28 protein-coding genes are annotated in these 17,996 nt (G+C 42.7%); 2 read left to right on the forward strand and 26 right to left on the reverse strand.

Annotation, left to right across the window (positions count from 1 at the left end):
* Positions 1 to 29: 29 nt before the first annotated feature.
* The 11 genes from I6F53_RS04730 to I6F53_RS04780 form a co-directional block, all read right to left on the reverse strand.
* Positions 30 to 1,511 (reverse strand): phage head morphogenesis protein, encoded by a 1,482-nt coding sequence (locus I6F53_RS04730; protein WP_197238674.1) that lies wholly within the window; start codon positions 1,509 to 1,511, stop codon positions 30 to 32.
* The gene (locus I6F53_RS04735; protein ID WP_197238676.1) at positions 1,512 to 3,065 is read right to left on the reverse strand and encodes a DUF935 domain-containing protein; all 1,554 of its coding nucleotides are present in this window, start codon (positions 3,063 to 3,065) and stop codon (positions 1,512 to 1,514) included.
* Between the two features lie 157 nt (positions 3,066 to 3,222).
* Positions 3,223 to 4,827 (reverse strand): terminase large subunit domain-containing protein, encoded by a 1,605-nt coding sequence (locus tag I6F53_RS04740; RefSeq protein ID WP_197238677.1) that lies wholly within the window; start codon positions 4,825 to 4,827, stop codon positions 3,223 to 3,225.
* Positions 4,820 to 5,413, reverse strand: a complete 594-nt coding sequence (locus I6F53_RS04745; protein WP_197238678.1) for a DUF3486 family protein — start codon at positions 5,411 to 5,413, stop codon at positions 4,820 to 4,822. The genes I6F53_RS04740 and I6F53_RS04745 overlap by 8 nt, the downstream gene beginning before the upstream one ends.
* A 2-nt stretch (positions 5,414 to 5,415) precedes the next feature.
* On the reverse strand, positions 5,416 to 5,715 hold the full coding sequence (locus I6F53_RS04750; RefSeq protein ID WP_197238680.1) for a VpaChn25_0724 family phage protein: 300 nt from the start codon (positions 5,713 to 5,715) through the stop codon (positions 5,416 to 5,418).
* A gap of 11 nt (positions 5,716 to 5,726) precedes the next feature.
* Positions 5,727 to 5,939, reverse strand: coding sequence for a hypothetical protein (locus I6F53_RS04755; RefSeq protein ID WP_197238681.1), 213 nt, complete (start codon positions 5,937 to 5,939; stop codon positions 5,727 to 5,729).
* Positions 5,926 to 6,240 carry a DUF2730 family protein gene (locus tag I6F53_RS04760; protein WP_197208723.1) on the reverse strand — a complete coding sequence of 105 codons (315 nt, stop codon included), beginning with the start codon at positions 6,238 to 6,240 and terminating at the stop codon, positions 5,926 to 5,928. The genes I6F53_RS04755 and I6F53_RS04760 overlap by 14 nt, the downstream gene beginning before the upstream one ends.
* Position 6,241: 1 nt before the next feature.
* Entirely contained in the window at positions 6,242 to 6,463 is a 222-nt protein-coding gene (locus I6F53_RS04765) for a TraR/DksA C4-type zinc finger protein (RefSeq protein WP_182692949.1), read from the reverse strand.
* Positions 6,460 to 6,906: a 3TM-type holin gene (locus I6F53_RS04770; protein WP_197238682.1), complete on the reverse strand. Its 447-nt coding sequence runs from the start codon at positions 6,904 to 6,906 to the stop codon at positions 6,460 to 6,462. The genes I6F53_RS04765 and I6F53_RS04770 overlap by 4 nt, the downstream gene beginning before the upstream one ends.
* Positions 6,896 to 7,159, reverse strand: coding sequence for a hypothetical protein (locus I6F53_RS04775; RefSeq protein ID WP_197238684.1), 264 nt, complete (start codon positions 7,157 to 7,159; stop codon positions 6,896 to 6,898). Before I6F53_RS04775 ends, I6F53_RS04770 begins: the two co-directional genes overlap by 11 nt.
* Entirely contained in the window at positions 7,159 to 7,746 is a 588-nt protein-coding gene (locus tag I6F53_RS04780; RefSeq protein ID WP_197238685.1) for a glycoside hydrolase family 108 protein, read from the reverse strand. The genes I6F53_RS04775 and I6F53_RS04780 overlap by 1 nt, the downstream gene beginning before the upstream one ends.
* 167 nt (positions 7,747 to 7,913) lie before the next feature.
* On the opposite strand from I6F53_RS04780, the gene I6F53_RS04785 reads away from it, so the two are divergent.
* On the forward strand, positions 7,914 to 8,330 hold the full coding sequence (locus I6F53_RS04785; RefSeq protein WP_197238687.1) for a DUF4124 domain-containing protein: 417 nt from the start codon (positions 7,914 to 7,916) through the stop codon (positions 8,328 to 8,330).
* 222 nt (positions 8,331 to 8,552) lie between these two features.
* On the opposite strand, the gene I6F53_RS04790 is transcribed toward I6F53_RS04785, so the two are convergent.
* From I6F53_RS04790 to I6F53_RS04860, 15 genes are all read right to left on the reverse strand, one after another.
* Complete coding sequence (locus tag I6F53_RS04790) at positions 8,553 to 8,912, reverse strand: hypothetical protein (RefSeq protein WP_197238688.1); 360 nt, start codon at positions 8,910 to 8,912, stop codon at positions 8,553 to 8,555.
* 51 nt (positions 8,913 to 8,963) lie between these two features.
* Positions 8,964 to 9,605: a RipA family octameric membrane protein gene (locus I6F53_RS04795; RefSeq protein WP_197238689.1), complete on the reverse strand. Its 642-nt coding sequence runs from the start codon at positions 9,603 to 9,605 to the stop codon at positions 8,964 to 8,966.
* Between the two features lie 258 nt (positions 9,606 to 9,863).
* Positions 9,864 to 10,049 carry a hypothetical protein gene (locus I6F53_RS04800; protein WP_197238690.1) on the reverse strand — a complete coding sequence of 62 codons (186 nt, stop codon included), beginning with the start codon at positions 10,047 to 10,049 and terminating at the stop codon, positions 9,864 to 9,866.
* 128 nt (positions 10,050 to 10,177) lie between these two features.
* Entirely contained in the window at positions 10,178 to 10,531 is a 354-nt protein-coding gene (locus tag I6F53_RS04805; protein WP_197238692.1) for a hypothetical protein, read from the reverse strand.
* The gene (locus I6F53_RS04810; RefSeq protein WP_197238693.1) at positions 10,531 to 10,956 is read right to left on the reverse strand and encodes a Mor transcription activator family protein; all 426 of its coding nucleotides are present in this window, start codon (positions 10,954 to 10,956) and stop codon (positions 10,531 to 10,533) included. The genes I6F53_RS04805 and I6F53_RS04810 overlap by 1 nt, the downstream gene beginning before the upstream one ends.
* Positions 10,949 to 11,416 carry a gp16 family protein gene (locus tag I6F53_RS04815; protein ID WP_197238695.1) on the reverse strand — a complete coding sequence of 156 codons (468 nt, stop codon included), beginning with the start codon at positions 11,414 to 11,416 and terminating at the stop codon, positions 10,949 to 10,951. The genes I6F53_RS04810 and I6F53_RS04815 overlap by 8 nt, the downstream gene beginning before the upstream one ends.
* Entirely contained in the window at positions 11,409 to 11,588 is a 180-nt protein-coding gene (locus I6F53_RS04820) for a hypothetical protein (protein ID WP_197238696.1), read from the reverse strand. The genes I6F53_RS04815 and I6F53_RS04820 overlap by 8 nt, the downstream gene beginning before the upstream one ends.
* A 97-nt stretch (positions 11,589 to 11,685) precedes the next feature.
* On the reverse strand, positions 11,686 to 11,871 hold the full coding sequence (locus I6F53_RS04825) for a hypothetical protein (protein ID WP_197238697.1): 186 nt from the start codon (positions 11,869 to 11,871) through the stop codon (positions 11,686 to 11,688).
* A gap of 10 nt (positions 11,872 to 11,881) precedes the next feature.
* Positions 11,882 to 12,484: a DUF3164 family protein gene (locus I6F53_RS04830; protein ID WP_197238699.1), complete on the reverse strand. Its 603-nt coding sequence runs from the start codon at positions 12,482 to 12,484 to the stop codon at positions 11,882 to 11,884.
* A 6-nt stretch (positions 12,485 to 12,490) separates the two neighbouring features.
* Positions 12,491 to 12,697, reverse strand: coding sequence for a hypothetical protein (locus I6F53_RS04835; RefSeq protein WP_182693909.1), 207 nt, complete (start codon positions 12,695 to 12,697; stop codon positions 12,491 to 12,493).
* Positions 12,698 to 12,699: 2 nt separating this feature from the next.
* On the reverse strand, positions 12,700 to 13,029 hold the full coding sequence (locus tag I6F53_RS04840) for a LacI family DNA-binding transcriptional regulator (RefSeq protein ID WP_182693910.1): 330 nt from the start codon (positions 13,027 to 13,029) through the stop codon (positions 12,700 to 12,702).
* Positions 13,016 to 13,618 carry a hypothetical protein gene (locus I6F53_RS04845; RefSeq protein WP_197238700.1) on the reverse strand — a complete coding sequence of 201 codons (603 nt, stop codon included), beginning with the start codon at positions 13,616 to 13,618 and terminating at the stop codon, positions 13,016 to 13,018. The genes I6F53_RS04840 and I6F53_RS04845 overlap by 14 nt, the downstream gene beginning before the upstream one ends.
* Before the next feature lie 10 nt (positions 13,619 to 13,628).
* Positions 13,629 to 14,336, reverse strand: a complete 708-nt coding sequence (locus I6F53_RS04850; protein WP_197238701.1) for an AAA family ATPase — start codon at positions 14,334 to 14,336, stop codon at positions 13,629 to 13,631.
* Between the two features lie 11 nt (positions 14,337 to 14,347).
* The gene (locus tag I6F53_RS04855; RefSeq protein WP_197238703.1) at positions 14,348 to 16,558 is read right to left on the reverse strand and encodes a Mu transposase C-terminal domain-containing protein; all 2,211 of its coding nucleotides are present in this window, start codon (positions 16,556 to 16,558) and stop codon (positions 14,348 to 14,350) included.
* Between the two features lie 3 nt (positions 16,559 to 16,561).
* Positions 16,562 to 16,828 carry a helix-turn-helix domain-containing protein gene (locus I6F53_RS04860; protein ID WP_197238704.1) on the reverse strand — a complete coding sequence of 89 codons (267 nt, stop codon included), beginning with the start codon at positions 16,826 to 16,828 and terminating at the stop codon, positions 16,562 to 16,564.
* A 282-nt stretch (positions 16,829 to 17,110) separates the two neighbouring features.
* Here I6F53_RS04860 and I6F53_RS04865 point away from each other — a divergent pair, with 282 nt between their 5' ends.
* Complete coding sequence (locus tag I6F53_RS04865; protein ID WP_197238706.1) at positions 17,111 to 17,719, forward strand: helix-turn-helix domain-containing protein; 609 nt, start codon at positions 17,111 to 17,113, stop codon at positions 17,717 to 17,719.
* The last annotated feature ends 277 nt before the right edge of the window (positions 17,720 to 17,996 follow it).

A 17,996-nucleotide genomic window follows, 5' to 3' on the forward strand; every position in this document is an offset into this window, starting at 1 on the left:
TTCTAAATAACCTATTGTCTGTTTTATTTTCATCGCTGTTTACTCTGCGATTTGGCGGCATCTTTTACTAGTTGGTCTATCCAGCTTACCAGATTAGGTTGCCATTTTTTAAGCTCTTTACGTGCAAGCGCCCAGGCGGTAAACGCCTCTGCAAAGCGCTCGTACTTGTTTACTGAGCCATAGTAAGTAACGGGTAATGCACCTTTTAGTAAGTCGGGTGCGCTGGCGTAGTAATGCACTTGATGCCCCAGTTCATGCAACCATGTGGCAATAATGCTGTGAGCGTGGTTTTTATCAAGCACATTTGTAACCGCCGATATTGAATGATCACGTTTTAGGGTTTGCCCTTGATATTCAAATTCGTATTTACCTGCATTGTTAGCGGCAGTTTTAACGCTAAGCGCGGCGGCATCTTTAACTGCTTGCATGTCTACTTTAGCTAAGTTTTGGCTGGCTTTTACTTTTACCACTACGTGCTCAAACCCGACGGAGGTAAACCCGCCTACGTTTTTAGCACCGCGGGTGGCGTATTGCATGCGGGCGTAAAAGTCGTCTACGTCTAGGTACTCGCCTACTTCACTGCGTATGGCGGCGTTTGCTTTAGAACCGGTGCTCATTTCGTTGTTTTTTACAAATACTGTTTTGGTTTTTTTAGCGGTAAGAAAGTCGTTTAAGCGGTTAATTACGTCACCATCTAACTGGGTCAATAATGGATCGAGCTTTAAAGCAGTTACGTTTTTAGCGGTGCTAAACGCCGATGGTACTATGCGCGCGGCCTCCAATGCGGCTGCGCGCTGTGGCAAAGTAGGCTTTTGCGCAACTTGCTTTTTAACCTGGCTTGTAAGCTGCTGGGTATTTGTGGGCGTGTAATCAAACCCCGGATCAATACCGCGTGGTAGCTCATGCTCTTCACCCGTTTTTTTATTAGTCCAGGTATAGCTGCCGCTATCGGGGGCGGTGCCTACACTTAGGCCACGGCGTTTAAGTTCACGTTCGCTTAGGCTAAACTTTTTACATTTACAGCCCCAGCCGTTTTGTGGGCTGTGGGTGTCCCACCAAGGATCATCTACCGATAATACTAGGTTATTCCATTTTAAATGCAGTACGCGTGGGGTTTCGCTATCGCCGTGCTTGTATAACGCATAAGGGCGGCTTGCTTTAAGCGCTTGTATTTGCCCCTCACGCCCTGCGTTGTAGGCTTGGCGTATATTGGTTTCGTATATTAACTGGCTACGCCATGCGGGTTCGCCATTGTGCTCCCATCCGTAACGCGCCTTGATATTATCAAACTCTTTTTGAAACCAATTTAAGCTTTTACCTTCGCTTATGGCTTTATTTACTGAGGTGTAAAAGTCGTTGAGCATATCGGCTTTGGTAACGCCAGCCACCATAAATGCGCGGTTATGGGCGTTTTGCCATACATCATCCCAGCTATCTGTTGGGGTGTTTAGCTTTTGCCTAAAAAACTTTATCCCGTCGTCAAACGGCAGTGAGCCGTATCTAACAGCCATTTAACGGCCCTCATCCACTTCTAATGCGCCTAGTAACTCACTGGCTGCCATAGCCTTTGCCATTAGCTCAGTAAAGCCCTCTGTGCTTATGTGTGGCTCTAATTCAAGTATGCCGTCGCGTATTTCTTCTAAGCTGCTGGCATTTTTAACCAACTCGGTTACAGCGTCGCTCATGCTATTTAAGTGAGTTTGTGCTTGTGCTGCTAGCTGCTCGGCTACTAAGTCAGCGTTGTCTTTTTGCGGTGCGGTTTTGAGTGCAGCAAAACCTTTTAAAGCGGTTTGTGGCTCAGTTGGGGTAAGGCTGAGTATCGCTTCTCCCTTTTCAGGGAGTGGAATTTGGGTTTTTTCGCTCACCCATTTTGCCGGGATTGGGTAGTTTACCTCGGTCAGTATTTTAAGGGCCGGCGCTAATAATGCGATATCGTCGGCTTCGCTTGTATCAAATTTAAAGCGTGGTATACGGCGTGCGCCTGAGTAGCTTTTAGAATTGAGTGCGTGCATTGGGTAAATAATATCGCGCGTTATAGTGTTGGCTACTTGTTTTAAATCGCTTTCGGTTATGTCGTTTAGTACGTCCATGTGTACATTACCAAGGGCGTTTGTGCTGGTTTTGCCATCCGCTTGGCTGGTAAGCGTTGCGCCTAATACGGCTTTACTTTGAGTGGTTTCACACCACTTGATCATAGCTTCAAATGGATCTGATTGACCATTGGCGGCATTTTGAAATTCAATCTCCATACCCTTCGGAATAATGCCGCCTGCGTTATGGCCGATGCTAAGCACGGCACGTAACAAAGTGGCTTTTTCGTCATCACTTGCGCCATTGGGGTATTTACCTAAACGCAGCGGTAAGCCGTAAATCTCTAGGAACTCGGCAAGGTCACGTATTGAATAGTTTTTAAATAAGTAAGGCCATGCCACCGTTGAGGTTAACCCGGTGCGGTGAATATACCCCGATTTACTGCGGTGAATATGCGCGCACCAGCCAAACGGATTTAGTGTTTGCCCTGTGTAGCTGTTGTCGCGCAACATTAACTGGTTGCGGTTATCTGGATGGGTTTTAAATAGGTTTTGGTCGCGAAACTCGTAGCCTGTAATAATGTGCTCGCCGCCATCAAACGCCCAACTTAACTCGTTACACGAAAACGATTTTAGTATTGCGTCGCTGCAATCAAAAAGAAGATCATCCAGCCAAGTAGCATCTTCTAGTATTTCTTGTATTGCTGCGGCGTCTTTTTCTTCTTGCTCTGTGGCGTTGCGCGGCGGCTCTACAGACCAATCGTATTTAAGCCAGCCTCTACGGCGCTTTGTTAGTTCACTAAATAAGTGACCATCTTTGTCTTCCATATCTTTTGCTAAGTCGGCTATGGCTGCTAAGTCTCCAGCTTCAGCATCTTTTAATAGCTGTGATAATTTAGCAGGGGTAAGCGCCTCGCTTGGGTGCTGTGCAAATTGACGCATAAGCATACCAACGCGGCTGTCTTGCTCGGTTTGAATTTGCTTAAAGTTGTTTGAATTTAGCGGGTTGCCGTGAATATCTACTATTTGGTTCATAGGTTTACTCTAACTTTAATGATGGGCTTAATGCTTAGTACGTATATATCAAGCGTTAATGTATGTTGGTGGGCCTTTGTTAAACTGGCGGCGGTTATGTCTAATTGCTGTACTTGTGCGGTGAATATCTCTTGATAAAACACCCTAAATCGCCGCGCTACCATGCAGCTTTACAATCACTTACAAAATCATCGCCGTGGTCTGGGCGTAGGCTGTTAGCGCTTTGCTGGGCTTTGCTTGGGAGTGGTGTAAATTCGATGGCGCTGCCGTCCATTTCTGCAGCGCGTATTAGCATAGCAATTGATACCGCGCTATCGCCGTGGCGTTTGTTGCCATCGCTGCCCGTATTTTTGCCTTTATCTACCTGAGCAATACCGTTTTTAAGTTTAATTTGGCCTAGGTCGTCTAGTACGTCCTGATCTTTAGGTAGCGTGATGTTGTCGGTTTCAAAGTAGTCTTTTAGTTTTGGCATCCATTCGCGATACCAGGCTTGTGATAAATGCACGCTATCTACTAGCTCGGTGCCGTATTTAAGGCTTGCTGCTTCGGCTAAGTAACCGCCGTTACCTGTGGCGTCAAACGCTAGGCCGCGCAGTTTTGGTAAACGGTCACAAATATACAGCATGATTTGCTTTTGCTGCTCGTAGGTTACGTTACGCAGCTCGACCATAAACGGCACGGTTAGGCTGGTGTCTTGGTTTATTTCACCAATACTGAATACGGTTAAATCGCCTTTACGGGCGAAATCTTCACCAAACGCATGGGTTAGATCAGGATTTAACCTACTTATAAGTTCGTCTATATTTTGCTCGCACCACGTACTAACATCTTTTACGCGCTGCTCTTCACTCCAGCTTTCAAAGTCCGTGGGGGCTGTGTAACGTATAACTTTGCAGTCGTCGCTTAGGGCACGCTCACGCAGGCGGCGGCTTAGGTATTGCCCTGCGCCTTGGCTTGGTACGCAGTACAGCTCTTCGTTAGCGGCATCGGCTGTGGGGTAAAAACCAACTTGGTTAGCTAGCCATTCGTCTTCTTTGGCTTGCGTCCACTCTTGCCCACTAACCAAACAAATACGTTTGTATAGGCCGTGTTTTAGTGCTTTATCAATAGGAATATGATGCACTGAATACTTTTTAGTGCCGCGCCTGGCTTGAGTTATTAGGGTGTTAAATAGGTTATCTACCCCGTTATGGGTCGAAATAATACGTACTCGCCCGCCCCACATGGTGAGTGCCATAGCGGCTTTTAGTACTTCGTCTAGCTTGTCATGGAATGCGGCTTCATCTATTACAACGTTTCCTTGACGTCCACGCAAGTTACGTGGGTTAGAACTTAGGGCAACTATTTTTTTGCCAGTGCTTGGGAATTTAATTTCAAAGGTGTTGATTGATCGCTTTGAGCCGTCGGGGTCTTTTTCTTCAAATATGCCCTCTTCTACTTCGCCCATAACCATGTTGAGCTTTTGCGCCCAAAATGCACAGGCGTCTATAAACTCCTTCGCCATTTCTTTATCGGAACCAAGGTAATAAGTGTTTTGTGCACCTTTACTGGCGCATGCGCTTAGCACGTCGTCGAGCGCTTCAGCAAAGGTTAGCCCAGTACGGCGTGACTTTCCGGCAATTTTTATTATTGCTTTGTCTTCCATCCATGCTTTTTGATAACCAAAAAGTATGTCGGTGCCCATGGCAACCGCTAACGAACCTGCCACTTTACTCAGTGGTAGCTCGTTGGTTTGGGTAACGCTTTGCGCTGTGCTAGTCATGCTTAAGCCCTAATATGTCGCGTTTAAAAAAGGCCAGCATGTCGTCTGCAGTTTGCGGTAGGTTTTCGTTTTTGACCTTTTGGTCTAGGTCTTTGGCGAGCTTTTGCGCGTAGGCTTTTTCTATTTCTTGCTGGCGTTTGTGGGCTGCCATAGCTGTTTGCTCTAGGCGCTGAGCTGCAAGCATGGCGTCTTTTATGATTGTAATGTCTATCGGTTCGTCATCTGGATTCGTTACTTGCTGCTGTAATACACGATACAACTGAGTACGAGCCATTTCTAAAATCAGTTTAGTGGTATCGCCCGTAGGTTTATCGCCAAGCTCAGCTGTAAGCGCTTTAGTTGTCTCGCGTAATTCGCGTAGCTTTTGGCCTACAGCTTCGGTTTTTTGTGCATGACGGCTAAGGCCACTGCGGCTAATTGTTGCGCCATCATCTAAGCCCGATTCAATAATAAGGCTGTTTACGGCGTCGAGTATTTCGCCCTGGCTAAAGCGTTTATCGCGTAGCATAGAGTCGAGCTGCTTTTTAATGTCTTCGGGTAGCAGGTCTACTTTGCTGGGTTGGCCTCTGCGGATTGACTCGCTCATAGTTAACCTCGTGGCCCAGGGCGTTTAATACCAGGCACAATGCTAATGCCCTCAGCGACGTCTATGCCCGATCGCGTAATACGTGCAACCCATGTGTTTTCTGTAAGTTTATCAAGTGTTATATAGCCGTTTTGCTCTAACCAATTAAGTAAGGTTTTAAGCTGATCGCGGCTACAACCCAGTGCATAGCGCTGTAGTACATCGGCTAGCATGCTGGTATTCGCGCCAAAATCGGCGGATTCTTTAAGCGTTATTAATATGCTAATTCGTTGGTGCTCGGCTTGAACTTCTAAAAATGCCATGATGTTTTTTCCTATGGGTGGGGCTTAAGGGCTGGCACGGTTTCTTCTACTGGTTCGCCGCATTTCATGCATCGATACAGCGTGTAATCGGTTATGCCTTTATTAAAATCGTCGGTGGTGACAACCTGAGCGGGTATGTTTTTATAACAAGCCTCGGTTTTATCCAACTTTGTAAGTACCGTGATTTTTACGCCGCATTGGCACTTGTCGTTAACTATCGCCACTACGCGTACCTCTGAGTTCGTTTTCCATTAATAGATCGGTTAACCGTTTTAGGTCTGTTAGCTGCGGGTTTAGGCCATCGATTTTGCCGCTAACTTCTATTAGCCGTTTATCAAGTTCGTGTAGGTCGTCCGCATTGGGCAGGTCCTCTACTGTTTTTTCTACGGCGCTTAAACGGCTTTCTAACACCTCATGCACCTTTTTAGTCACAAAGGTGCTGCGCAGCCATGCCAGTGCGCCAGCGCCAACTATGGCTACACAAACGGTTATAAATGCCTTTTGCCACTCCAAAATAAATTCCATACTAATGCCTGTAATGCTGTTGTTGTATTTCAATGAGTGATTGGCAATCAACACAGGTGCTACAGTTTTTAACTGCTTCACGGCGCTGCTTTGGTATATCTATGCCGCACTCTTGGCAGTGCATAAACTCTGCACCTGGTTTGTTTGATTTTTCGCGTTGAATGGATAGCGCAGCATCTAGTAGGTGTTGCTCTATTTTTTGTGCGTCGTCGAGTTTACTCAATTTGGCTTCCTTACTTTTTCAATTACGTTTTTAATACTTTGCTTAACGCTTGGCGCAGCCTTTTCAACTGTGCGACCAATAACGTAACCGCCTATGCCTAATTGCAGTAAATCCCATGCCTGCGCTGATAAGCGAAAAGCCAACCAACCAAATGAGTCAAAGCACACCAACACTAAAAACGTCAACATGGTAATGGGCCGCCAATTACGCTGTAACCAGCTTTCGCCTTTAGCCTCTGCGGTAATGATTTGTGATTGAGCAGCGAGCACTTTGCCTTGAAGCTCTACAATTTTGCCTTCAAGCTCTAATACTTGGCTTTGGGCCATATTTTCAATGCGTTTAAGTTCGTTGGTAATGGTTTGGCGCTCTTCGTCGCTGGTAAAGAGATCATCAATTAAATTGGTGATTGGCTCGACCACGTTAAACCAGTTGCTAATTGCCATTGGATTCTCCAAAGCCTTGTTTAAGGAATGTGCGGGCACGTTTGTAGCTTTGTTGGCCGTCTACGCGTAGTTGAATATCAATGGCTCTTACCGATTGCCAGCCTTTATTAAAGTAGCTTTGCATTGTGTTGCAGTGGCTGTGTAGTGGTATTTTGCGTGGGTCGAATGGCATGTTGTGCATGCGGGCGTCAACTTCCAATCCCATGCGTTTTTCGCGGCCTTTTTGATATGACCAATCCCAGTTTTTACCCATTAAGCCACCTCGCTTTGCTGGTTCACTGCAAATTCAGTTACATGGGCTAGGCGGTTATACCAGCCCTCTAGGTTTGGTTTTTGGCGGGTATCGTTTGCACAAATACGAGCGTACTTGCGACCACGGTTTACACTAAGCAGTACAATGAGGCTAAGGGCTGGGCGATCTAAAATAGCGGCTAGGGTTTTTGGTCCCATCCGGCCATCAGGCTTTGAGTTAACTAGACGCTGGGTTAATTGGGCCATGGCAGGTGCGCCGTGTTGTACTGCGCCATCGAGCAGCATAAAATCAACACCTGCGGGGCTTTGCTCGCAGTACATTGCACGCCAATAGTCGCGGTGATACAAGCTTACGGCTTTGGCGAGTGTTAGGTTTTTAATATCAAGCTTTGGATACGCGCGCTGGCTTATGCCATATTTTGTAAGGCCACCACGGTCTGAGGCTACGTTGTTTAACCCGCCGTCACTGCGTAAACCACCCTCTAAATACAAGATAGGTAATATACACTGGGCAAATTTAAGCGAGTACGGGGCAAGTACCGTGTGTATTTCGGGAGATTGTTTAAAGTAGTTTATAGATGGGAGCATACCGAAAAACCTTGTTGTTTTTCGGTATTGTGGTGCTGACTAGCTAGTTAATGGCCGTGCGGGATTTCGGGAAAGTTTATCTAAAAAGTAGACAGCCGCAGTAAAGTTTTTTATGGTACTGCAACTTAGCATTTTTCGCTAACCACCATTTAAAAGGATTTAACACATTGAGATACCCTGCCCTTATTTTGCTTGCTATATGGACTCTACCTAGCCAAGCAAAAATTTACCAATGCATTATTGATGATGTACCTACATTTAGCCAAACACCCTGCGCACCTGATGCAAAAGAGCTACACTTAAAAGTAACAAAAGCACCTGATACTAGCGCTGAAAGTAATGATATTTTGCAGCAGTGTACTGAGATGGCAAAAAAGAATGGAGGATGGCGAGATCCAAATTCCTTAATGGTTATGTCGCATGAAAAGCAATGGCGTAATGATGCCAGCGGAGCAAGGTTAGTTTTAGCTATGCAAGTTAACGCTAAAAATGGCTATGGCGGGTATGGGGGTTCTAAGCCGTTTTATTGCTTTTTAAATCACAGTGGCACGGGGTTAAGCTCTGTTCAACGGTGGGTTAATTAAGTAATAATTTGAGATAAGTCAACGCGACTTGTAAGCTAAGTAGAATGTTTGGGATTATAAGTAAAATTCTTGAATTTTTTGCCATACAAAATCAAAGGTGTTTTCAAAGTCAATCTAAATAAATTAGTTAATAATTCATGATGTTAACTGTTATATTTGATTCATAATATTCAATCAAATATAACAGTCTAAATGTGCCACAACTTTAATTTTTATAAGCTGCTATCGTCCATTTTCAGCATCATAGCGACAAATTTGGCATTTAAAGTCTTCCTCTAAATAACTTTGATAAAGAGATTCATCATCAACAACGCCTCCATTTACACAACTAGTATCCCAATTACCTTCATCGTCTTCGCGCATCCCAATAGGGCCTTCACATTGAACTCCTTCTAATAAAGGCTTAATAACTTTTTCATAATGAAAAGTTTGTTTGCCTTTTAAAATACTTAAGTCACCTGCATTTTCTTTAAGCAATTTAGCTATCCCAACACTGGCATTAGAGTCAACACCAACACTATTCGCCATTTCTTCAATGTAATTTTCGTTTTCAAGCAAAAATTCTAAAACTTCCAAGTTCATTTGTAATACTCCACTGTATTAGTTCAATTTAAATGTATTATTCAGTACCGTTTAAAAGCCAACAATAAATGATGGTATTTGAAGACCTTGATAAGAAGCTATTGTGCATAACAATAATAAAAACCAAATTCCACCTAAAGATATCGCCACCTGAATTGGAATACGGCTTACTGAGTGTCTATTCATTATCATTTTATTTATAAATGAAGCTGAACTAGAGCCAATCTTTTCTCTCACCATAGAGTTATAAACTTCTTGATCATCATGAAATAAAGCAAAAAGAGCACAACGCTCATCATTTGAATTTCTTAATTGAGAAAGTAATGCTCTTTCAAGTTTTGTGAGCGTAGCTTCCCAATATTCCTGCCAAAATTTAGCTCCAGAAGCCATGCGAGCTTGGAAACAGGATGTGACCAATCCAACTATACAAATCATAAAACTTACAATTGGAATTTCGTGCGTAGATTGAATAAGCCCCATAAAAATAACGCCTTGAAATATCATAAAGTAATTATTTCTTTGAACTAATTGAGTAATTTCAAAATTACGGCTATCTAGAGCTATTTTGAATAATTGTTTTAGTGCCTTTTCATCACTATTTTTAGGAATATCTATAAGTGTTTGAGGTTGATAACGGATCTTTTTCTGGGTATTGAAGCTATTATTTTTGTTATCTTTTTCTATTTGAGGCATAAATCAAAACTTCCTTTTTTGAAACTGAAAAATGTATTAAGCTTTTCTGCTCTATCAGAGAGCACTTCATTATTATCGTACGAAAATCCCTTGCGCTATTAATTTTACTAATAGCAAAAAATATAACTAATTGCCATTTATAAATATTATACTTAGAATTGACTTTTTTACTATATGTATAAAAGAACGATTACCTTATAGTATGTACACGAACAGCTATAAAATAGTAAAAAGCCGCTTTACGCGGCCCATTTATAATTAAACAAGATTATTTAGGTTTTGCTTCATTCGATGGGCATTATCAGCAAGTACCGTGGCGATATCGCTCAAACCTATAGGTACATCATTGCTGTTGGGGAGACTTGCAAGCTCTGCAAATAAAGATAAGGTGACTTGAATGTTGTGTAACTCATTTAATGCATGCTCTTTTAATTTGTTATCCATTACCTATTCCATAATAAACATTTACGTAATTATTGAGTAATTCAGCAGTTACGGAAGTACTTCAACGATTTCAGCCTCTAACTTAACTTAAAACGTAAATCGCGCAACTGATCAGGATTAACTACTGTTTATTTACGTAACTCCTTAATTTTTATCTGTAATTCAGCAACCCCCTTTAGTAATTCACTCGGTTTATGTATGAGCATAAACTCCAAATCGCCTGCTTTTACGCTCTCAAGCGCTGCCGGTGCTTTAGCTATCAGCGGAGCGCCTACTTCATCTATAAATTTGTTTTCGTCTTGCATTACGTGCAGTTGTACTTGTATATCGGTGTGTTGCATTTGAAGTGTGCCCAATAGCACGTAGTTGTTTGGGTGCTTGCCTTCTAGCATGTCTACTATTAGCGTATCAACACACTCTACCGCCTCAGCAGCTACATTCACTGCTTCATTAAGTACGTTACCCATTAATACTTTACTCATTAAAATAACCTCCGTTGGCGGCGCTCGGTTTCAACAGCTCGTTGACGTTGGACTATTTCAGCTATTCGTCGCTCTGTTAGTTTAAATTTATTACCTAGCTGCTCAATGTTATTACCTTTGTACTCTTGCCATATTTGTATATCGCGTAGTGCTGCTTTTAGGCGTTGGTCTGTTGGTATGTAAACATCACGCCCTCCAAAGTAGTGACCTATCGCAAGGGTGATAGCTTCACCTAAACCTTGAGGATCGTTTACGCCAGCTTTAGTAAGTTGTGACTCAATAAGCAACGCGAGCGATTGTAAGTTACTAGGCCAGCGCTTGCGTACCTCAGCTGCGTCTGCTGTAGATAGTTTGTTTAGGCAATCTTGCAGTTCTTCGATGCTCTCACCAAATAGCTCTGGTTGTTCCTCTTTTTGGTTAGCCATTATTACCTCGATGTTGCTCTTTTTGTAATTCGCGCTTTTGCCACTGCTTAAGTGATTCGAGTACTTTAAGCGCTTGTTGTTGGGTTAAAAAATGAGTATGAAAACTGATATTCTGACCTAGCTTATTACGATTTAAAACGCGATTAACGTAGCTATCTAGGGCGGTTTCTGAGCCATCACGCACAAAACCTTGTTTGTGCATGGTGATCCAAATTGCGCGAATTTTGTTTATCTCACCAAATTGCTTTGGATCTGATTTTGGGCTTAAACGGCGTTTAGCCTTTGTTTTAAACCCTGCTTTTTTAAAATGCTCTAACACTTTGTTTAGCTCTGGCACACTCATTTGGCTGCATGACGTTTTACCCGATGCGCCTAGTAGTGCTGCGCGGTAGGTATCGTCGTCTAGCCCTAGTTGGCTTTTCGCAATATGAATTAGCTGTATTAGCTTTACTTTAGTCATTTTTAAACTCTTCTAACTGCTCACGTAGGCTTAAATAGCTTTGGCCTATGTCGGTTGCTTCTTGAGCTGTAAATACGCTGGTGTCTATTGCCAGTTTATGTGAGCACTCTAAAAATTTAACGAGTGCAACAAGCTGCTTTAGTTCTAATGTGGGTTGTATTAATAGGGCCATGTGACCTCCTTTTGTTGCTTTGTTTTTATCAAAGTGCTTTTAGTTTTAGATAAAGCACTTTGATAAAAAGCCGCATCCGTGCGCGCTTTTTGGTTACTTAATTAGGCTTTATGGTTGTGCCTATTGGTGTTACTGGGTTTATGCTTACCAGTTGGCTTTGCACTACAAAGGTGATGTTTTGAAATACAAAGTTAAGGTTTACTGGCTCTTTACTTTGGGCTACCTGGTTAACGATATTTTGTAGCTCGCTGTATTCGCTTACTTGAATTGTTATGCCTTCCATGAATTACTCCTTACAGCTTGGCTATATCAAGTGAAATTGCGTGTTCTTGCTCGCCTATGGTTTCGTAAAAACGAATAAACCGAGTGGAGTCTATGACTTGAATTGCATCGGCTATGATGTCCATTGCGCGCTGCCATTTACCGGTATCGTCAGTAATTTTTAGACGACGCAAGCCAAGTACTTTTTGCACGCTTACTTTGCCTTTTTTATCGGTGGCAAAGGTTTGCTCAATAATGAGTTTTAGGTTTTCGTTTGCGCCCTCGCTCCATTCGTTTAGACACTCGTCTATTAGCTCTTTTGCTACTAATAGCTCTGGGCCAAGTTCTATGCTTTCTTGCACTTGTAGCGTTACTTTTTGTGAGTGATCAAAACTGCGTAGTGTGACGTTTCCTTTTTTACCGCCCATTTCTACTGCGTACTCTTGCGCTAGTAAGCCAAGGAACGCGTCGAACTCGCTAAATTGTTGTGCTTTAAATTCAGCCAAGGCTTTGCTTTGCTGTTTGGCTTTAGCTATTGCTGTTTGCACAAATTCATGGCGAATTATGTCGGCTGGGCGAATAGCCTTAACCGGTACTTGATGGCCTTTGTGGTTTATTAAAAACTCTTGTGGCATGGTGGTTTATCCTTCTATAAACATGATGATTTGACCGTGTAACTTGGCTGGGCGAACCTGGCGAGTTTGCCCGTTTTTAGTTTCAGTTATTACTGGTAAATGTGCTGGGGCTTGGCCTGCTACCTCGATTACATGGCAGCTAAAGCCTTTGTGCGAGCTGATTACTTGCAGCCCTCTTTTTTGTAGTTCGATTAGTGTGTTACGTAGTTGCATGGTTATTTACTCCCGCATAGTTTTGAGTTGGAGCAACCATTGCGGCATGCTTTATAAAGAGCGACGCGTATATGATTGGTTGCTGCGAACTTTCTGTTTTGGTGCTCAAGACACTGATTTACTGCTATATCGCCAAGGATTGGGCAATCAACTGTAAATGCCATATAAACGCCCTCTACACGCTGCTGTATTACGTGTGTAGAGGCTTTATATTTATTGTTTAGTACCTGGCTTACAGTTGCTTTGCTCACGCCAAGTTTTTCTGCTACTAGGCGCATTCCCTGCCTTTCAACTTCGTCTTTTAAGACGTGTAACCAGTTATTGGTAATCATGCGCCTCTCCTAATGTTACGGGTGCTATTACATTGGCTTTGCGCTTTACTTCTCTGAACTTTACGAGCTTGTTTAGGTTAGTGTCGTATATACCTGAGGCCTTTGGTATTGGTCGCGTTGGGCCGGTATTTTTAAGCAGTCGATAAATTGTTGCTTCACCCGCTCGCTCTATTATTGAGCCTGTACGCGGAGCTGATTTAGCAATAAATACATATCCTGCTTTTTTTAAAATTGAGATATATGATCGGGCCGAGGCTAACGACACATCGGATGTACTGGCTACTTGGCCCGCGTCAAATTCGTTGAGGATTCGCATTGATTGCCACATGCGCTGTCTCCCTGAGTTTTGTTTAGTGGCACCATCATTTATAGGCTGTTCAAACGGGTTATATTGGTCGTTTAAAAGCGAGTATGTGACCTCTTCATGGTCTACATGCTCAGCAAGTGCTTTTGCTATGACTAAGCGTTTAGCAAAGGTTTTTAACTGAGCTAATGTGGTGTGCTCTATTGCATCGCGCACTTGCTGCAATGAGAATTTTTTTAAGATTCTCATTGCATCCCATGCATCTTTTAGTTGTGGGCGGCTCACTAAGTTTCTCCTACGCTTTTTTAAGGAAAAATTCTTTGCTGCCCCACTGCTGTAGGTCGATGCTTGTTAGCCCGTTTGCCAGCGCGAATGCTTCAACTTTTGAAAGCCCTGTAATGATGCGGCGCACTTCTCCGTCGGTGTCGCTTAAGAGCTGTTTTAGTAAGTCATCTTGAATCGTTAAGTTTGGTTCTATCACTGCACTTACGATTATTTGTAGGTCGTTGAATTGCAGTGGTTTGAACTCTAGCCATTCTGATATGCGGTTAAAAAACTGGCGGTGGCGCTGTAATTTACGGCGTACTGATTCCATGCCAATAAGTACAACTGGGCAGTTAGTTAGATCGTGTATGTCGCGCACAATTTCGAGTGTGTTTTTGTCGTTTAGCAGGTAGTCGGCTTCGTCTATGAATAGCGGACGATTAGAGATTGCCATGTGCTCTATGATGTAATTAAGCATGGCTTCACGGGTGTAAATGTCAGGGCCACTTAGTTCTTTAACTATTTGACGTAACAACTGGGCTAATGTCATGCCCGATGTAGCACGTATGTATATGCCGTCGCAGCGGTTAACCAACCATGCTGTTGCGGTGGTTTTACCAAGACCTGGATCACCGTAAATAAGGCCAATACCTGGCACTCCATGAGCGCGTTGATTTAGTGCTTCTACCATCATTTGTGTAGCTACTACGTTGCTTACGATTGCTATTTTAGTTTTCATGGTTTTTCCTTTTACTGGTTATGTAATTTTGTGGTTGCAGCGGGTGCTGGGTTCATGTCGTTTAGTAAGTCGTCTAAGCGCTTTGACGTTGCGCGATTCTTTTGCTCCCATCCGTTTAGCCATAGCGCATCTACATCACTTAACTGATTATCTCGGCACTGCTTTTTATGAAACATGGCTTTACTTTGCGGGTTGTCGAATAACGGTGTTGGGTTTACCTTTGCTATTGCGGTTTCTTCATCTAACTGCTTACGGCGCTTTTCAAACTCACTTAATTGCTCGTCACTAAAGCCAACTGCTGGCTTACTATCGAGCGCTTTAATAGCTGATTGCGTTATGACGTTGGTGTGTTCTACTGACTGTTTAGGCAGTGTTGCAAGTGCTTTATTTTGGGTTGTGTAATGCCCTAACACTTCGTTTGCTATGTTTGAAACGTTGACGCTTTTAGCGGTCTTTTTAAGCTCTTTTAGCTTGCGTGATGTTTCGGCTGATTGGCTGCGTTTTGCATGCTGCGCTACGTCTTGGCGTGTCATGCCTGCTGACTCTATTTCGTGGTCTACTGCGATACAGATAAACTCGTTATTCATGCGATTAAACACGTAAATACGGCCTACGTTTTTAGGGTCCCACTTACATAGCACTTCATCGCCTACGATTGCGCCTAGTTCCGGTGCTATATAGAAACCACCACTTAATTTTATGCCCTCTTTGCCTACCATGCGTAAACCGCGATTTGATGGTATTGGCTGTAGCATTACATCAAGCAAACGCTCGTCTTTGATCACTTTGATTTGGTCGCGACTTGCTGCGAATAAATCGAATGGCGTTTTGTTACCTATGTTGCTGTGTGGCTTGTGGTGGTAACGGCTGTCAATCCAATTATCTACAAACTCTTGCAGCTGCTGGGCTGTCATGTTGATTTCGATAGCTGACTTATCACCGCCTTGCTTTGCTAATAAGCGTTGTGCAAAGGTTTTTCGCGCTTCGATTGCTTGGCGTTCTGATACGTTGTGACCAACATAGCCTGTTAATAACTCTGCTATATCGTGCGAGAATGTTTTGAAAAAACGTTCAATGTAAGGCTTTTCTTCGCCTGAAAACGGGCGTGTTGTTTCGTGCTTTATGTCTAGCGCGTCAAACACACTTTTAATTTGTATTGAGGTGTAGTCTTTACCGTTATCTGTGCGTGCTATTTCAGGGATACCCCAATCAAGTATTGCTTTACGGATAACTAAACAAATACCGGTGCTGTCACTTGTTGGGTGAATAACGACTTTTGCACGGCGACTAAATACGTCAATAATTCCGATTAATGAGTGACGGCCATCGGTTAGCATTACGTCTGATGGGGTTGAATCGAACTCCCATAATTGGTTTAGACGTTTTACGTTTTCGTCCATTTTACCCATGGCGCTCATATACTTGTTTTTCCAAGCATCTGGGTTTGCCATTTTGGTATAAAGTGCGCTGTTTTCGCGCTTCCAACGTGTTAGCCAATCGCGAATTGTGGTTTCAGCTGGTAGTGCTTTACCTACTTGGTAAAAGCGAGCGATTAAACCCTCTTTTATTTGTGTGGCTTTTACGTGTGGGTATTGGTAGATCATGGCTATGCAAAAATCGGCTAGCTCTTTGTCTGAATCGATGATTGATTTGCCTGTACGCTTTGGCTTTAAAGCAAGCCCAGCTATACCTTTTTCAGTAATGGTTTTTTGCCAGCGTATGAGTGAGTTACGCGACACTGATGGTATAAGTGCCTTGTACTCTACTGGGATGTCTAACATGCACTGGTTGTAGTGTTCACTAAAAAGCTTTAAGCCTGCAATCTTCCCTAGCTTGTTTAAAGCTATAAATGAATCGGCAGCCTCTAATATGCGCACTTTCGCATTTACTTTAGGATCTATGTTTTGCAATCCGGCCAAACTTTTAAGATTTGACTGGCGCTGTTGATTGATTAAATCTTTATTTAAGCAGCTCACTTTTTCATTAAGAGCTAAATATGATTCGCCGCTTTTAGATGCGGACGTATCTAAGGATTTAATAATAGCCTCTTCGATTTGTATACGTACGTATACAGGTAACTCACTGAGCGCGTATTTACGCACTTTCCCACCACGGCTTTTAACTTCGGTAAAAGGCCAGTTTTCATTTTTTGCTTTAATTTGAATGCTGCGTTTACTAAAAAGTAAGTAATCAGCAATTTGCTTAGCAGTGTAAAGTTCCATGACTTATGCCCCGTTCATCTTACGACGTCCGATCTTACGGTTTGGCTTGCCATCTTTACCGTAACGCTCTGGCCATATTTCACAGGCACTTACACCGATTACATCTGCAATGATTCTTTCAATAGCTGGGTATGGTCTATGCAGTGCGGTTTGCACTGCATTTGAGGTGTAACCACGACTAAAAGATAATTGGCGACATGACCAACCCTCATCTTCTAACGCAGCTTTTATGTCTGCTTTTGTCCAACCGAGGTATTCTATGCTATCCATTTTAGTTACCTTTTATGTATATTCTTGTATCCATGAACACAAGCATATACATACAATCGTATACATTCAAACTATAATTTATACGATTGTGTACATTCATTATTAAAGTGTTGATATTTATAATTATTTATTTTTAATTGGAGGGGTTCGCAGTTCGCACTTTTAAAGCGCGAAAGATCGCACTTGATAACATGGTTCGTGTTAATTTTTTATTTTGTATGCACGCGCTTGTGTGATTAAATACATGATAAGTCCATCATCCGAACACAGACCTAAAGAAACATGACTGCATTCAATGACTATTTAAAAGCGCTAAGAGAGCAAAAGTCCCTAGATATAGGCACTGTGGCTAAGCGTATTGGTGTGCATAGGCATACCCAATCAAATTATGAAGGCCATAGAGATCCTCCTATTGATTATTTGATTGAGTTTGCTGAGGTGGTTGATGTGCCATTTACCGACATTCTTAAGAAGCGCCTGGATGATTCAAAGGCTACAGAACAGGCAAAGAATAATGCCCTCGATTCACTAAACTCTGTGAAATCAAATGACAACACGCTTGATGATATTTACGCAAGAGATAACGATCTTTTGCAAGTTAAGCTGAGTGAAGTATCCCATACCTCTATCCCTGTGGATGCAACTGTATACATAGACACCAAGGATAAATCCATAGCGCCAGGTAGTATGTACGGTTTCCTCAGCCCAATGAATGGTTGCTACTTTGCTGCTAAACTGGCTATAACCGATACCAAGCTCAAGCTAGTATTTGATAGCATCGAACGTAAAGATACTGAGTTTTATATTGAAGATGGAAGTACTGAATCGCACTATATTTTGAAGACTCTCGGGTTATTGGGTAAAGTTGTCAAAGCAGAGATTGTTTTTTAGTTACCCACCTGTTCCCGTGTAGCAAAACAGGGTTTTAATTTTACCCATTTTATTCGCTCTTTCTTTTTCGCACTTAATTTTTATTAAACTCCTCTTAAACCCTTATTTCTCCCACCTATTCCCATATATTCTTATCTATTCCCTATTACCCAGTTAGATCTGTCAGTTACACTCACACTAAAAATTGTAGCTCGCCGGTTTTTCTTCTTAACATAGTTGTACGTTGGTAAACAAAAAACGTTTAAGACAAAGTTAAGTTATTGATTGTTCTATTTTT

This window comes from Pseudoalteromonas sp. SWN29, assembly GCF_015864465.1.
Classification (GTDB): Bacteria; Pseudomonadota; Gammaproteobacteria; order Enterobacterales; family Alteromonadaceae; genus Pseudoalteromonas.

What these genes read in the sequence shown, in the direction of transcription:
- I6F53_RS04730 (WP_197238674.1), bottom strand. Translation starts at nt 1,511, where the DNA reads ATGGCTGTTAGATACGGCTCACTGCCGTTTGACGACGGGATAAAGTTT.
- I6F53_RS04735 (WP_197238676.1), bottom strand. Translation starts at nt 3,065, where the DNA reads ATGAACCAAATAGTAGATATTCACGGCAACCCGCTAAATTCAAACAAC.
- I6F53_RS04740 (WP_197238677.1), bottom strand. Translation starts at nt 4,827, where the DNA reads ATGACTAGCACAGCGCAAAGCGTTACCCAAACCAACGAGCTACCACTG.
- I6F53_RS04745 (WP_197238678.1), bottom strand. Translation starts at nt 5,413, where the DNA reads ATGAGCGAGTCAATCCGCAGAGGCCAACCCAGCAAAGTAGACCTGCTA.
- I6F53_RS04750 (WP_197238680.1), bottom strand. Translation starts at nt 5,715, where the DNA reads ATGGCATTTTTAGAAGTTCAAGCCGAGCACCAACGAATTAGCATATTA.
- I6F53_RS04760 (WP_197208723.1), bottom strand. Translation starts at nt 6,240, where the DNA reads ATGGAATTTATTTTGGAGTGGCAAAAGGCATTTATAACCGTTTGTGTA.
- I6F53_RS04770 (WP_197238682.1), bottom strand. Translation starts at nt 6,906, where the DNA reads ATGGCAATTAGCAACTGGTTTAACGTGGTCGAGCCAATCACCAATTTA.
- I6F53_RS04775 (WP_197238684.1), bottom strand. Translation starts at nt 7,159, where the DNA reads ATGGGTAAAAACTGGGATTGGTCATATCAAAAAGGCCGCGAAAAACGC.
- I6F53_RS04780 (WP_197238685.1), bottom strand. Translation starts at nt 7,746, where the DNA reads ATGCTCCCATCTATAAACTACTTTAAACAATCTCCCGAAATACACACG.
- I6F53_RS04790 (WP_197238688.1), bottom strand. Translation starts at nt 8,912, where the DNA reads ATGAACTTGGAAGTTTTAGAATTTTTGCTTGAAAACGAAAATTACATT.
- I6F53_RS04795 (WP_197238689.1), bottom strand. Translation starts at nt 9,605, where the DNA reads ATGCCTCAAATAGAAAAAGATAACAAAAATAATAGCTTCAATACCCAG.
- I6F53_RS04800 (WP_197238690.1), bottom strand. Translation starts at nt 10,049, where the DNA reads ATGGATAACAAATTAAAAGAGCATGCATTAAATGAGTTACACAACATT.
- I6F53_RS04805 (WP_197238692.1), bottom strand. Translation starts at nt 10,531, where the DNA reads ATGAGTAAAGTATTAATGGGTAACGTACTTAATGAAGCAGTGAATGTA.
- I6F53_RS04810 (WP_197238693.1), bottom strand. Translation starts at nt 10,956, where the DNA reads ATGGCTAACCAAAAAGAGGAACAACCAGAGCTATTTGGTGAGAGCATC.
- I6F53_RS04815 (WP_197238695.1), bottom strand. Translation starts at nt 11,416, where the DNA reads ATGACTAAAGTAAAGCTAATACAGCTAATTCATATTGCGAAAAGCCAA.
- I6F53_RS04820 (WP_197238696.1), bottom strand. Translation starts at nt 11,588, where the DNA reads ATGGCCCTATTAATACAACCCACATTAGAACTAAAGCAGCTTGTTGCA.
- I6F53_RS04825 (WP_197238697.1), bottom strand. Translation starts at nt 11,871, where the DNA reads ATGGAAGGCATAACAATTCAAGTAAGCGAATACAGCGAGCTACAAAAT.
- I6F53_RS04830 (WP_197238699.1), bottom strand. Translation starts at nt 12,484, where the DNA reads ATGCCACAAGAGTTTTTAATAAACCACAAAGGCCATCAAGTACCGGTT.
- I6F53_RS04835 (WP_182693909.1), bottom strand. Translation starts at nt 12,697, where the DNA reads ATGCAACTACGTAACACACTAATCGAACTACAAAAAAGAGGGCTGCAA.
- I6F53_RS04840 (WP_182693910.1), bottom strand. Translation starts at nt 13,029, where the DNA reads ATGATTACCAATAACTGGTTACACGTCTTAAAAGACGAAGTTGAAAGG.
- I6F53_RS04850 (WP_197238701.1), bottom strand. Translation starts at nt 14,336, where the DNA reads ATGAAAACTAAAATAGCAATCGTAAGCAACGTAGTAGCTACACAAATG.
- I6F53_RS04855 (WP_197238703.1), bottom strand. Translation starts at nt 16,558, where the DNA reads ATGGAACTTTACACTGCTAAGCAAATTGCTGATTACTTACTTTTTAGT.
- I6F53_RS04860 (WP_197238704.1), bottom strand. Translation starts at nt 16,828, where the DNA reads ATGGATAGCATAGAATACCTCGGTTGGACAAAAGCAGACATAAAAGCT.
- I6F53_RS04865 (WP_197238706.1), top strand. Translation starts at nt 17,111, where the DNA reads ATGACTGCATTCAATGACTATTTAAAAGCGCTAAGAGAGCAAAAGTCC.